This window comes from Curtobacterium sp. ER1/6 (assembly GCF_001742745.1).
Classification (GTDB): domain Bacteria; phylum Actinomycetota; class Actinomycetes; order Actinomycetales; family Microbacteriaceae; genus Curtobacterium; species Curtobacterium citri.
The window spans coordinates 21100-34069 of sequence record NZ_MJAK01000016.1; the positions used below are offsets into that span (position 1 = coordinate 21100).

Annotated in this window: 14 protein-coding genes; 4 read left to right on the top strand and 10 right to left on the bottom strand. The window is 73.7% G+C overall.

All coding sequences use genetic code 11. The features are described from left to right. Positions 1–28: 28 nt before the first annotated feature. The 5 genes from Cus16_RS15520 to Cus16_RS15540 form a co-directional block, all read right to left on the bottom strand. Positions 29–1339: an ABC transporter substrate-binding protein gene (locus tag Cus16_RS15520; RefSeq protein ID WP_069713568.1), complete on the bottom strand. Its 1311-nt coding sequence runs from the start codon at positions 1337–1339 to the stop codon at positions 29–31. Positions 1340–1439: 100 nt separating this feature from the next. Further along, entirely contained in the window at positions 1440–2252 is an 813-nt protein-coding gene (locus Cus16_RS15525; RefSeq protein WP_223246650.1) for a fructosamine kinase family protein, read from the bottom strand. A gap of 33 nt (positions 2253–2285) precedes the next feature. Then, positions 2286–2978 carry a response regulator transcription factor gene (locus tag Cus16_RS15530; protein ID WP_083264054.1) on the bottom strand — a complete coding sequence of 231 codons (693 nt, stop codon included), beginning with the start codon at positions 2976–2978 and terminating at the stop codon, positions 2286–2288. Then, positions 2966–4204 (bottom strand): sensor histidine kinase, encoded by a 1239-nt coding sequence (locus Cus16_RS15535; protein WP_069713569.1) that lies wholly within the window; start codon positions 4202–4204, stop codon positions 2966–2968. The genes Cus16_RS15530 and Cus16_RS15535 overlap by 13 nt, the downstream gene beginning before the upstream one ends. 70 nt (positions 4205–4274) lie before the next feature. After that, positions 4275–5123, bottom strand: coding sequence for a LysR family transcriptional regulator (locus Cus16_RS15540; protein ID WP_069713570.1), 849 nt, complete (start codon positions 5121–5123; stop codon positions 4275–4277). Positions 5124–5194: 71 nt separating this feature from the next. Here Cus16_RS15540 and Cus16_RS15545 point away from each other — a divergent pair, with 71 nt between their 5' ends. Next, a complete protein-coding gene (locus tag Cus16_RS15545) occupies positions 5195–6127 on the top strand; it encodes a DMT family transporter (protein WP_083264056.1) in 933 nt (310 codons plus the stop codon). Here the strand turns inward: Cus16_RS15545 and Cus16_RS15550 are convergent. Continuing rightward, on the bottom strand, positions 6114–6962 hold the full coding sequence (locus Cus16_RS15550; protein ID WP_223246651.1) for a phosphotransferase: 849 nt from the start codon (positions 6960–6962) through the stop codon (positions 6114–6116). The genes Cus16_RS15545 and Cus16_RS15550 overlap by 14 nt on opposite strands. A 29-nt stretch (positions 6963–6991) precedes the next feature. Beyond that, positions 6992–7441, bottom strand: a complete 450-nt coding sequence (locus Cus16_RS15555; protein ID WP_069713571.1) for a bleomycin resistance protein — start codon at positions 7439–7441, stop codon at positions 6992–6994. A gap of 33 nt (positions 7442–7474) precedes the next feature. On the opposite strand from Cus16_RS15555, the gene Cus16_RS15560 reads away from it, so the two are divergent. Both Cus16_RS15560 and fdhA read left to right on the top strand, forming a co-directional pair. After that, positions 7475–7960, top strand: coding sequence for a GNAT family N-acetyltransferase (locus tag Cus16_RS15560; protein ID WP_069713572.1), 486 nt, complete (start codon positions 7475–7477; stop codon positions 7958–7960). A gap of 371 nt (positions 7961–8331) precedes the next feature. After that, on the top strand, positions 8332–9552 hold the full coding sequence (gene fdhA, locus Cus16_RS15565) for a formaldehyde dehydrogenase, glutathione-independent (RefSeq protein WP_069713573.1): 1221 nt from the start codon (positions 8332–8334) through the stop codon (positions 9550–9552). A gap of 79 nt (positions 9553–9631) precedes the next feature. On the opposite strand, the gene Cus16_RS15570 is transcribed toward fdhA, so the two are convergent. Beyond that, positions 9632–9904 carry a hypothetical protein gene (locus Cus16_RS15570; RefSeq protein WP_141719025.1) on the bottom strand — a complete coding sequence of 91 codons (273 nt, stop codon included), beginning with the start codon at positions 9902–9904 and terminating at the stop codon, positions 9632–9634. Next, positions 9889–10506 (bottom strand): hypothetical protein, encoded by a 618-nt coding sequence (locus Cus16_RS15575; protein WP_069713575.1) that lies wholly within the window; start codon positions 10504–10506, stop codon positions 9889–9891. Before Cus16_RS15575 ends, Cus16_RS15570 begins: the two co-directional genes overlap by 16 nt. A gap of 124 nt (positions 10507–10630) precedes the next feature. Between Cus16_RS15575 and Cus16_RS15580 the strand changes: the two genes are divergently transcribed. Further along, positions 10631–11497 (top strand): UbiA family prenyltransferase, encoded by an 867-nt coding sequence (locus tag Cus16_RS15580; RefSeq protein WP_069713576.1) that lies wholly within the window; start codon positions 10631–10633, stop codon positions 11495–11497. An 87-nt stretch (positions 11498–11584) separates the two neighbouring features. On the opposite strand, the gene Cus16_RS15585 is transcribed toward Cus16_RS15580, so the two are convergent. Further along, positions 11585–12757: an FAD-dependent oxidoreductase gene (locus Cus16_RS15585; protein ID WP_069713577.1), complete on the bottom strand. Its 1173-nt coding sequence runs from the start codon at positions 12755–12757 to the stop codon at positions 11585–11587. Positions 12758–12970: the final 213 nt, after the last annotated feature.

Here is a 12970-nt window from a genome sequence, read left to right on the forward strand (position 1 = left end):
CTGGTCGGCGGTGCCGGGGTCGCGGCGGTCAGACCGTCGCCGAACGACCGGCGAGGCGTCGCCAGTCGGTGTCGAGCCGCCGCAGCATCGACTCGAAGTCGCCGCTGCGGATCGCCGTCTGCAGGTAGTTGCCGAGGGGGATGGAGGTGGGGATGAAGGTGCCGGCGCCCTGGTAGAAGTCGCCGCTGTCGACGTACTGCTGCAGGCCGGCCACGCGCTCGTCCGTCTGGGGAGCCGCGTCCTCGGTCGTCGCGAACGCGAGGTTGTCGAGGTTGTAGGCGTTGATGACGTCGGGCTGCATGAGGAACTCGACGAGCTCCCGCGCCTCGTCGAGGTGCGTCGTGGTCGTGGGGATCCACAGCCCGAGGTCGATGTTGACGCGGGCCTGCCGGTCGTCGGGGTCGTCGGACACCGGCAGCGCGAAGGTCCCGACGGGCAGCTCTGGGTCGACGAGCGCGATCTGGCTGAGCGCCCACGGTCCCTGCAGGTACATCGCGACCTTGCCCTGTCCGAACGCCAGGTTGCCGTCGGCGTAGGAGCGGGTCGCGTGGTCCGGGTTGAAGAACGTCGAGATCGTCTTCGCGCGCTCCATCGGCACGGCGAAGTCGCGCTCGAAGGAGACCTCGGCGTCGGGCCCGACGTCCGTGCCGAGCGCCTTCATCTTGCGGAAGAACGCCCCGGTGTCGACCAGGCTGCCCACCGAGTAGTCGAACAGGCCCTGCCACAGCGTCCAGGTGTCGCGGTCGGTCGCGTACACGGGGGTGACGTCCGTCTTCGAGAGTGCCGTGCAGACGTCGACGAACTCGCTCCAGGTCGTCGGGACCGGGAGGTCCTGCTCGGCGAAGATCCGCTTGTTGTAGATGACCCCCGCGGCGGCGAGCGAGAAGGGCAGGACGCTGGTGCGGTCCTCGAAGGTCGCGTACTGGTTCGTCAGGCCGTCGATGCTCTTCCGGACCCTGCCCGCCGAGGGCAGGTCGCCGAGGTCGCGGAGCACGCCGCGCTCGATGTAGCGGGCGAGCTCGAGGTTGTCGTTGAAGCAGCCGACGTCCGCCGGCTCGCCGCGGACGAACTGCGGCGCGATGGCGGTCGTGCTGTCGTGGACGACCCGCAGGCCACGGTGCTCCCGCTCGAACCGTCGGAGGAGGTCGTCGAAGTAGGCGATCACCTCCTGCTTCTGCTCGTAGAAGCGCAGCGTCGTCCCGCCCGCCGCCGCGGCGCCCGAGGACGGCGCCGAGCAGCCGGTGAGCGCCAGCGCACCGAGGCCGATCCCGCCCGCGGCGCCCGTGAGGAACCCGCGGCGGCTGAGCGCCGCACGTGCCGTCGTCCTGCTGGTGACCATCGTTGCTCCCTCTCGCGCTCCGTCGCGCTCGCTCTGTTTTACAGCGCTGTAAACGCAAAGTCAACGGGACGACGAGCAGTGCTCACGCGCAGGACGGTCCTCAGGCGTAGCGGCGTGCAGCGCGCAGTGCGTGCTCGGTGTACGAGCCGCCGAACAGGAACACGTGCAGCAGCAGCGGCGCGAGCTGGTGGAGCTCGACGCGCTCCTGCCAGCCGTCCGCCAACCGCGACTCGGCGTCGTACCCGGCGAGCACCGTCTCGAGCCGGGGGAGCCCGAACAGTGCCAGCAGCGCGAGGTCGGTCTCGGCGTGCCCGCCGTGCGGCGTCGCGTCGATGAGCACGGCGCCGGTCGGCTCCGAGGCGTCCGTCGGCCACAGCACGTTGCCCGCCCAGAGGTCGCCGTGGATCCGCGCCGGTGCGTCATCGACGAGCGCGGGCTGCGGCGAGCCGAGGGTGCCGTCCTCGAGTCGGTCGGCCACGCGGTCGAACACCGCGGCCTCGGCGGCGTCGAAGCCACCGCGGTCGACGATGCGCTGCACGAAGTCCCGGATGCGGTACTCGGCGAAGAAGGCGCCCCAGGTCGCCGGTGCGTCGGCGGCGCTCGTGAACGGCGTCCGCGACCGGCCCATCCGCAGGCCTCCACGCGTCGGGAACCCGGGTGACGGCGCACCCCAGTGGGCGGCACCGGCCGCGTGGGTCCGTGCGAGCGACCGTCCGAAGCGCTCGGCCTGGGCCTTCGTCGGGCTGCCGTCCCGGATGCGCTCGAGGTGGAGCACGGTCGGCTCCGGGTGGTCGAGCACGCGGGCGATCCGGGTGCCGCCGGTCTCCTCGGCCTCGGCGAGCCAGGCCAGTCCGGCGGCCTCGGCGGTCGCCTCGTCGGGTTCGCGGAACGTCTTCACGTGGATCTCGGGCACGTGCCCATCCTGCCGACGGCGCTCGTCGGGCGTTCAGGCTCCCCGGCGGGCGGCGTGCACGACCAGGGCGAGCTGCACCCGGTTGTCGACGCCGAACTTCTCGTACACGTGCCCGACGTGCGTCTTCACGGTCGCCAGGGTCACGAACAGGTCGGCGGCGATCTGCGCGTTCGAGGCGCCCGCGGCCACGGCGAGCGCGACCTCGGTCTCCCGTTCGGTCAGGGTCGCCAGGAGCCGTCGTTCGTGTGCGCCGTCGGTCGGGGTCGCACCGGCGCCCGGCCCGGAGCCGTTGCCGGCGGCGACCGCGATCACCCGGTCGAGCACGGACGGCGACAGGATCGACCGTCCGTCGGCCACGGCCCGGACCGCCTCGACGAGCTCGTGCGGTGGCGTGTCCTTGAGCAGGAACCCGCGGGCTCCCCGGTGCAGGGCGCCGAGCACCAGCTCGTCGTCCTGGAACGTGGTCAGCACCAGCACGGCGAGCTCCGGACGCCTCCGGAGTTCCCGCTCGGTCGCGACCAGGCCGTCGCACCGGGGCATGCGGATGTCCATCAGCACGACGTCCGGTGCGGCCGCGGCGATGACGTCCTCGGCCTCCAGCCCGTCGCCGGCCTCGCCCACGACCTCGATGCCGTCGCCCCCGCTCAGGAGCAGTCGGAGACCGGCCCGGACGAGGTGGTCGTCGTCGACCAGGACGACGCGCACGGGGGCGGTCACGCCGTCCACGGGAGCACCGCCTCGACGACGTGCGTGCCGGATGCGTCCCGACCTGCCGAGAAGGACCCGCCGAGGAGCCTCGCCCGCTCGGCCAGCCCGCGCAGGCCGTGCCCCGCCGGAGCCGCGTCAGGCGTCGCCGCGTCGGACGTCGCCGCGTCGGGCGTCGCCGTCGCCTGCTCGGCACGGTGCGCCGTCGGGTTCGTCACCCGGACCCGGAGCGCCGGCCCGTGCACGACGTCCACCGTGACGGTGACCGGCTGTCCGGCCGCGTGCCGCCGGGCGTTGGTCAGGCCCTCCTGCACGACCCGGTACGCGTGTCGGCCGACGGCGTCCGGTGCGTCGGCGCTCGCCGGGGCCGTCGTCGCCGTGACGTCGGCGCCCGAGCGGCGCGCTTCGTCGAGCAGCGCCGGCAGGTCTCGCAGCGTCGGCTGCGGGGGTGCGGTGCCCGTCGTCGCGTCGGCCGGGTCACGCAGGACGCCGAGCACGTCGCGGAGCTCGGTCAGCGCGGAGTGCGCCTCGGCACGGACCACGCCGGCGGCCTCGACGGTCTCCTCGGGGGAGAGCGAGCGACCGCGGTACTCGAGCGCCCCGGCGTGCAGGGCGACGAGGGAGAGCCGGTGCCCGAGCACGTCGTGCATCTCCCGGGCGAGGTGTGCGCGCTCCTGCTCGCGGGCCCGGTCCTCGCGGAGCTGCTGGTCCCGCTCGAGCAGGGCGGCACGTTCGCGCAGCCCGTCCAGCAGGGCCCGCCGCTGCCCGATCGCGATGCCGACCGCCACGAGGAGCGCGGTGCACACGACGGCCGCGATCGCGACCTGCCAGAGCGGGGTCGGCTCCTGCTCGGGGAACAGGTCCTCGCCGGCCAACGTCGCGGCGACGAGCGCAGCGCTGCCGATCGCGATCTCCAGCGGCCGACGCCGGGTCACGAGCGACACGAGGGCCAGCGCGGCCGCACCGGCCGCGAGCGTCGACACGGTGCTGGCGGCGACGACGAGCACGCCGACGAGGAGCGGTGCCCGGTGGCGGAACGGTACGAGGACGACGGCGACGACCCCGACGGCGAAGTCGACGAGCAGGTGCGCGCCGAGGCGGCTGTCGCTGATCGTGTCGACCTCCGTGGTCGACCAGACCGTGGCGAACAGGAACAGCCCGACGAGCACGACGACCACGAGTCGCCAGGTCTCGGCCCAGACGCGGCTCGCGACGGGCACGGGCGGGCGGAGCGCGGTCGTGGTCATGCCCTCGAGCCTAGGAACACCGGGGCCGGCGCGGATCGTCCGAAGGTCGTAAGAAGCGACCGGCGGACCGTCAGACCGCGTCGACCAGTGCCTGCGCCAGCGGGTGCCACGGACGCGACGCCGGTCCGCTCAGCACCAGCGTCCGCACGTACCGCGGCTCGACGGGCAGCATGACGAGGTCGTCCGGCAGCATCACGCGCCCGAGCGACGGCACGATGGACACCCCCTCGCCGCGCTGGATCATCCCGAACATCGTGCTCATCTCCCGGACCCGGTGCGCCCACCGGAACGGCTGCCCGGCGAGCTCGTGCATCCGCTCGATCTGGTGCTCGCAGCCACCGCCGCCCGCGACCAGGCCGTCCTCGTGCAGGTCGTCCAGGCTCATCGACGCCGTCCCCGCGAGCGGGTGGTCCCGCCGGACGACCGCACCCATCTCGTCGCGCGCCACCACGACGCCGCCGTCGGGGACCGGGGACGGGTCCACGAGCACGGCCGCGTCCACGGTGCCGGCCTCGAGCCACTCGGCCATCTCGTCGTCGTCACCCTCGTAGACCTGCACGTCGACGTCGGGCAGCGTCACCGCCCACAGCTCGCGGAGCCGCGGCAGCAGGCCCTGGCACACCGTGGGGACGGCGGCGAGGCGCACGGTGCCGCGCGCCGTGGCGGGCCGCACCACGGCCTCCAGGGCGTCGACGGAGGCGACCACGCTGCGGGCGTGCGCCAGCATGCGCTCGCCGAGCGGGGTGACGACGGCCGCGCCGCCGCGCCGGACGACGGGTCCGCCGACCTCGCGCTCCAGCCCCGCGACGGCGTGCGAGACCGCCGACTGACCGACACCGAGCGCTGCGGCGGCCCCGGTGAAGGAGCCGGCGTCCACCGTGGCGACGAACGCGCGGAGCTGGGGGACGGAGAGCGTCATGCGGCTCCTTCATGGGGTCATGCGGGTCATTCGTTCGACACATGACCCGGCGGTGGTCGATGCTAGCGCTCGTGAACGCCCTCCTCTACGTCCTGGTCGCCCTCACCTGGGGCTCGAGCTTCTTCTTCGCGAAGATCGGGCTCGAGGGGCTCGCCCCGCAGCAGGTCGCCACCGTCCGCACGGTCCTCGGAGCCCTCACGCTCGTCGTGGTGCTGCTCGCAACCCGTCGACGGTGGCCGCGCGAGCGGCGCGTCTGGGGGCACCTGTTCGTCGTCGCGGTGTTCCTCAACGCCGTCCCGTCCTCGCTCATGGCGTGGGCCGAGCAGACCGTGCCGTCGGGCCTGGCGAGCATCTACAACGCCACGACGCCGATCATGACGCTCCTCGCGCTCGCGGTGCTGGTGCCGTCGGAACGGCTCAGCCGCCGCCAGCTCGGCGGCGTCGTGCTGGGGATCGCGGGCGTCCTCGTGCTCGTCGGTCCGTGGGACCTGGTCGGCGACCCCGCCGTGCTCGCCACCGTCCCCGGCCAGGTCGCACTGCTCGGCATGACCGCGTCCTACGGCATCGGACTGGCCTGGCTCCGGCGCTTCGGCGTCGGCAGCGGGCAGGACCCGACGACGGTCGCGACGGTGCAGCTCACCCTGGCGGCGCTGCTCATGCTGCTGGTCGCGCCGGTCATCGCGACCGGGCCGGTGGACCTGGACTGGAGGATCGTGGCCGCGATGGTGGCGCTCGGTGCGGTGGGCACGGGGCTGGCCTACGCGTGGAACACGCGCTTGGTCGGCGCGTGGGGCGCGGGGCGCGCTTCGACCGTGACCTACCTGACGCCGGTGGTCGGGGTGGCGCTCGGGGTCCTCGTGCTCGGGGAGCCGCTGCGGTGGAACGAGCCCGTGGGTGGGCTGGTGGTGCTGCTCGGGATCGCGTTGGCGTCCGGGGTGCTGCGCGGGCGACGGCGGGTCGTGCCGTCCGTCGCGGCGACGGACCCGGCCGTCAGAACGCGCTGAGGGCAGCCCGCAGCATCCGCTGGCCCTGCGCCTCGAACGCCGGGTCACCGACGGCGAACGCCCACACGGCCGTCCCCACCGCCTCCCGCAGTTGCAGCCACCGCCAGTCGTCCGCCTCGCGCGGATCGTCGCCGTAGCCCTCGATGAACGCCTGTTCGAGCCGCGGCTTCCGCTCCCAGTACAGGACGGCGAGCCGGGTGAGGTCCGTCGCCGCCGGGCGGAGGGCGAAGCGCCCGAAGTCGATGACGTGCAGGCGGTCCTCGTGCACGATCCAGTTCCGGGGGTGCCAGTCGCCGTGCGTCGGTACCACCGTGACCGGGTGCGGCTCGGCCGACCGGAGCAGGGACCGGACGCGTCGGACCGTGGCGGGGTCGATCCGGTGCGGGGCATCGAGCAGGCGGAGCGCCTTCGCGGTCTCGACGGCCAGGTGGTCCGGGTCGGTGATCGCCGTCTGGTCGTGGAACCGACGGAGGATCCGGCCCGCCTGACGATGGAGGTCCGACGACGTCTCGTCGTCGGTGCCGAGGGCGAGGCGACCGGGGATGCGGTCGATGACGAGGACGCGGGCCTCGACGTCGGCGTGCGTCAGCGGAGCGGTGTCGCCGTGCCGGACCAGCTCGCCGGTCCACGAGCGGTGGGCGAGCAGTTCGCGGGGGAAGTGCGTGTTGTCCGGGCCGCATGCCTTCACCGTGTGGTCGCCGTGGGAGCTCCGGACGTGCAGCACCCGGGTGTCGAGCAGACCCCACGAGTCGTCCGTCACGACCACAGAACCGGGCAGCACCCGCTCGACGAACGCGACCTGCGCCGCGTCCAGTCCGCTGTCACCCCACCGCACGGCAGCATCTTCGCAGGTGCCGCCGCCGATCACGGTGTCGGCGTCGAGGCCGATCCGGCGGGTCGCCGGCCGATCGAGGACTGGAAGCGCAGCAGGTAGCCGTCCGGGTCCTGCACGAGGAACTGGTGGACGCCCGCCTGCTCGTCGCCCACGTCGTACCAGGTCGTCTCGGGCTCCGTGAAGAGCGGGATCCCGGCCGCGGTGAGCCGTCGGGCGAGGGCGGCGCTGTCCGGGACGGCGACCTGGAAGTTCACGCCGCGGCCCAGCGGGGCGTCGAGCGGGCCCGTCAGCCAGTTGCGACCGACCCCGGCCTGCTCGAGCATCACGTGCGCGGTTCCCCGCACGAGGTAGGCGAAGCGCTCCTGCGGGCGGTCGTACCGTACGGCGAAGCCGCAGAGCCCGCACCAGAAGGCGATGCTGCGGTCGAGGTCGCGCACGAGCAGCTCGGGCACGAGTGCCGGTTCGGTGAGGTCGTCCACCCCGCCATCGTCGCACCGTCCTACGCTCTCCTCGTGCTGACGATCGTGATCGCGGACCCGGACGAGCCGGCCGCCCAGGAGGTCATCAGGGCGTACACGACCGAGGTCGCGTCGCGGTGGTACGGGCGGTCGGCCACGGACGACGAGGTCGAGCGGGCACGTGCCGACGAGCCGTCCGACGACCTGCGTGGAACGACCGGGGCGTTCTTCGTCGCGATGGAGGACGGTCACGCGGTCGGTTGTGCGGGTGTCCGGTACCGCTCCGGTGTCGGCGAGCTCACGAAGGTGTTCACCCGTCCGACGCACCGTGGACGGGGAGTCGGCACGGTGCTGCTCGACACCGTCGAAGCGGCGTGCCGAGCGCGCAGGATCGACGTGGTCCGGCTCGACACCAGGGCGGAACTCGCCGAGGCGTGTGCGATGTACGAGCGCCGTGGCTACGGACGCGTCGACCCGTTCAACGACGAGCCGTACTCGGACCGGTGGTACGAGAAGCGTCTCGTCGACTGCGCCCGGTAGGGACGCCCTGCGGTCGGACGGCCGTTCCTCCGCGGACGCTCATCCGGTCGTCGCACGCGGTGCTTGTCGCGTCCGGGTCGCCCCGGTACAGTCCGAGCAACCGCCGACGCAGACGGGATCCCACGACGCAACGACGCAAGTGAGGACCAGGCATGGACGTGTCCACCAGGACGGGGACCAGGGTTCGATCCGACCCGGTGCCCGACGCCGCCTCCGTCGTCGAGGAGCCGCACCGCGGGAGCGCCGTGAGCGGAGCCGCGGTGTCCTGAGCGGTGGCCCTCCGGCGTCCGGCACTGCTGCGCGCCGACGGGCCACACACCCGACGCCCGCACCCGCGGGTGTCACCGCCGCCGACGATCGAGGAGGATCACATGGCGAGCAACCACGCAGTCGCGTACCAGGGACCGGGGAAGGTCGAGGTCATCGAGACCGAGTACCCGACCTTCGAACTCAAGGACGGACCCGGCGTCAACCCGGCGAACGTCGGACGCAAGGTCAACCACGGGGCGATCCTGCGCACCGTGGCGACGAACATCTGCGGCAGCGACCAGCACATGGTCCGCGGGCGCACGACGGCACCGACCGACCTCGTGCTCGGGCACGAGATCACCGGCGAGGTCGTCGAGGTCGGGTCGGACGTCGAGTTCATCAAGGTCGGCGACATCGTCTCCGTGCCCTTCAACATCGCCTGTGGCCGCTGTCGCAACTGCAAGGAGCGCAAGACCGGCATCTGCCTCAACGTCAACCCGGACCGTCCGGGCAGCGCCTACGGCTACGTCGACATGGGCGGCTGGGTCGGCGGCCAGGCCGAGTACGTGCTCGTGCCGTACGCCGACTGGAACCTGCTGAAGTTCCCGGACCGCGACCAGGCGCTCGAGAAGATCCTCGACCTCGCGATGCTGTCGGACATCTTCCCGACCGGCTTCCACGGCGCGGTGACCGCCGGCGTCGAGGTCGGCTCGACGGTCTACGTCGCGGGTGCCGGGCCGGTCGGTCTCGCTGCCGCCACCGGTGCGATGCTGCTCGGCGCGAGCGTCGTCATCGTCGGTGACATGAACGCCGACCGGCTCGCGCAGGCCCGGACCTTCGGCTGCGAGACCGTCGACCTGACGAAGGGCGACCCGGCCGACCAGATCGACCAGATCCTCGGCGAGCCGCTGGTCGACTGCGGCATCGACGCCGTCGGCTTCGAGGCGAAGGGCCACGGCTCCGGCTCGGGCCACGAGGCCCCGGCGACGGTGCTCAACTCGCTGATGGACGTGACGGCGGCCGGTGGTGCCCTCGGCATCCCCGGGCTCTACGTCACGGGTGACCCGGGCGGCGTCGACGAGGCCGCCCAGAAGGGTGCGCTGTCCCTCAGCCTCGGCACCGGTTGGGCGAAGTCGCTGTCCTTCACGACCGGACAGTGCCCGGTGATGAAGTACAACCGGCAGCTCATGATGGCGATCCTGCACGACCGCACGAGCATCGCGAAGAACGTCAACGCGAAGCCCATCGGCCTCGACGAGGCCCCGCGCGGCTACGAGGAGTTCGACAAGGGCGCGGCGACGAAGTACGTCCTCAACCCGAACGGTCTCATCCCCGCGGCCTGACCACCGCAGCACACCGGCCCGCGCCCCGTCGTCTCCGACGCGGCGCGGGCCGTTCCCGTCGTGCTGCTCGATCGTGCGATCAGCGCCCGGAGCCGTCGACCGGTCCGCCGCGGTTCCTCCTCGCCGTGACCACGATGAGCGCGGCGGCGCAGACGACCGGGACCGCCGCAAGTGCGACGCTCGTCCGTGCCAGCCGGAGGGACAGGGGGTCATCCGCGGGCAACGCCCATCCCGCGACCGCGGCCAGGGAGAGGGCGGCACCGGCCCCCGCCCCGATGAGCACGGCGAGCAAAGTGACGAGGTACCCGTCGCGGTGGCCTCTCTCGCGTCCGGTCGTCACTGCGAGTTGCACCAGGTGATGGTCGACGGTGGGATGTTGTGGATGACCGTCCCACGTCCCTTCGCGGCGCACACACCGAGGAACGCACCGGCGACGGCGAGGACCCCGGCGAGGGCGCCTGCAGCAGCAGCCCCGAGCCCCGTGGGTGCGAGGATGCCGGCGATGGTCCCGACGACGCCGGTTCCCCCTCCGATGACCGCGAGCAACCGGTTCGTGTTGCAACTGCTCAGGTAGACGTTCAGCTGGGCCCCGGTGTAGTCGGAGCGCGTCCGACCGGAGCACGCTCGGACGTCGCCTGCCGCGCGGAGGGACGAGAGCCGTGCGCTGTCGACCGTAGCGCCGCGGACGGATCCGCCGGTGGCGGCGAAACCCGTGGCGTAGTCGTCGACGAGTCCGGCCTCGACCCCGGAAGCGCGCGCCGCGCCCCCGTCGAAGACGTGCGTCCGCGGGTCGGTCGCGTCGTACAGCGCCTGCACGGTGCGTTCTGCCAGCCGCGGGGGCTCGGCCGGTGTCCGCGCAGAGGCCGTTGCCGGCGAGGCGACCACCGCGGATGCGGCGATCGCGACGGTCGCCGCGCTGGCGAGGATGGTGGTGTGGTGCAGCTCGAGTCGCATCGAGTCGTCCTTCCCGGGTCGGCACCGTGCCGGCTCCGTTCGAAGCTTCCGTGAGCACGTGCTGGAGTGCAACACTGATATATCCAGAGTTCGGGGCCAATGTCGAACCCGTACGCTCACGGGTGTGAGCGACACCCGACGGCCCTCGACCCTCCGCCTGCTGTTCGCGTCGTCGCACCCCGGCCCGACCGTCACGGTGACCGTCCTCGCCGCCGTGATCGCCGCCGCCGTCGGGCACCCGTGGTGGCTCGTGGCCGTCGTCGCACTCGCCGTCGTGGCCGGGCAGCTCTCGATCGGACTGGCGAACGACTGGATCGACGCCGACCGCGACCGCGCCGTCGGCCGGAGCGACAAGCCGGTCGCCCGCGGGCTGGTCGCGGTGTCGACCGTCCGGACCGCGGCGTTCGTCACCGCGGCGGTGGCGGTCGTCGTGAGCCTGTTCCTCGGCCCGGTCGCCGCACTCGCGCACGTCGTGCTCGTGGCCGCGGGGTGGGCGTACGACGCCGGGCTGAAGCGGACGGTCTGGTCGGTCGCGCCCTTCGTCGTGGCGTTCGGTCTGCTGCCGGTCGTGGCGGTGGCGGCCGGTGGCGGTGCGTGGCCGACGTGGTGGGCGATCGCCACCGGCGCGGTGTTCGGCGTCGCGATCCACTGCACCAACGTGCTGCCCGACCTGCTCGACGACGCGGCCACCGGGGTACGGGGCTTCCCGCACCGTCTGGGGCTCCGCGGTGCCGGCACGCTCGCGTTCGCGGCGCTCGTCGTGGCCGCCGCCCTGGTGCTCGGCGGTCAGCTGGGCGGCGACGACCCGGCACGAGGGGCCGGGGTGGTGCTCGCGGTCGTCGGGGCGGCCGTGGTCGTCGTGCTCGCCGTGGTCGGCATCCGGCTCGTGTTCGCCGGACGGCCCACCCGGGCACTGTTCCGGCTCGTCATCGCGTCCTCGCTCGTGCTCGTCGTCGAGCTCGGCGTGGCGGGCGCCCGACTCGTCGCCTGACCCCGGTCGACGCCCGCGACGACCGCCCGGACCGACCGCCGGAGAACGCGACCCGATCGCCCGCGCGACCCGACCGCCCGACCCCCCTCAGGCCCAGCGCATGGCGTAGACGCCCGCCAGCCCCTCGGCCGTCGGGAGCGCCAGCACCGCGCGGAGCAGCGCCTCCCGCCCCGAGGCGCCGAGGGCTCCCGTCGGCCGACCGAGCGCCATGTTCGCCTCGGCCTGTCGCCCCGCCCGCCGCGCTGCCCGCTGGCGCCGTCGTGCGTAGCCCGGCCAGGGCCCGGCGGACCCCGAGGCGACCGCGTCGGCGAGCACCGGCGCCAGGTCGGCGACGTCGAGCCACCCGAGGTTCATGCCCTGCCCGCCGATGGGGCTGATCTCGTGCGCGGCGTCGCCGACGAGCACCACGCGGCCGACGCCGACCCGTGTGGCAGCACGGCGCCGGACGCGGAACCCGCTCGTCATCGTGCAGGTCGCGGGGTCGGGGGTCGCGCCCGTCCGCTCCGCGACGATCGCGGCGAGCCGCGCGGCCGTCGCCGGGTCCGGTGCACCTCCGGCCGCCGCCGGCGCGACGTCCTCCGGCACGAGGGCGACGTACCGTCGTCGACCGTGGGGCAGTGGGAACGACTCGACCACGCCGTCCGGCCCGACGTCGACGAGCGCCGCCGAGCGGGCGTCGGCCGGCTCCGGGTCGGCGAAGTCGCCCATCACGTAGCGGTCGCGGTAGTCCCGCCCGGTCGTGCCGACGCCGAGCAGGTCGCGCACGGCGCTCCGGGCGCCGTCGGCGCCGACGACGAACGCGGCCTCGACCGCGACGGGCTCGCCGCCCGGTCCGGTGCCGTGGGCGCGGACGTGCGTCCGCTGCCGGTCCAGACCGGTCACGCTCGTTCCGGTCCGCAGGACGCCCGGCGCGAGCCGCTTGCGCAGGAGCGTCTCGGTGCGGTGCTGGTCGAGCGTGGCGACGTACGGGTGCGTCGCCGACGCGCGGTCGAACGACAGCGTCCCGAGGGTTCGCCCGCGGCTCCGGGCCACGCCGGTCCGGACGAGCACGGCCTCGGCGAGCACCGCGGTGTCGAGTCCGACCGCTGCGAAGGCGTCGAGCGACGGTGGGTGGATCCCGATCGCGCGCGAGCCGACGGGCGGCGCGTCGCGCCGTTCCCAGACGGCGACGCGGACGCCCCGCGCGGCGAGCAGTGCGGCAGCGAACAGGCCGACGGGGCCACCGCCGACGACGAGGACGTCGACGCGTTCCGTGGTCACGCAGGCGAGCCTACGGAACGGTCACGACGTCCGGCCCAGGAGACGCACCAGACCGGCCGCCCGTCGGACGGGAGGCGCGTGGCGGGCCCCGCCACGCGCCTCCCGTCCGGTGTCCGGTCGGTGAGCGGATCGGCGACCCGCTCACGGGACCCGTCGCGTCAGGTCGTGGCGGAGTCGCGGGCCGCGCGGGCGGCGGCCACCAGGCGTCGCGCC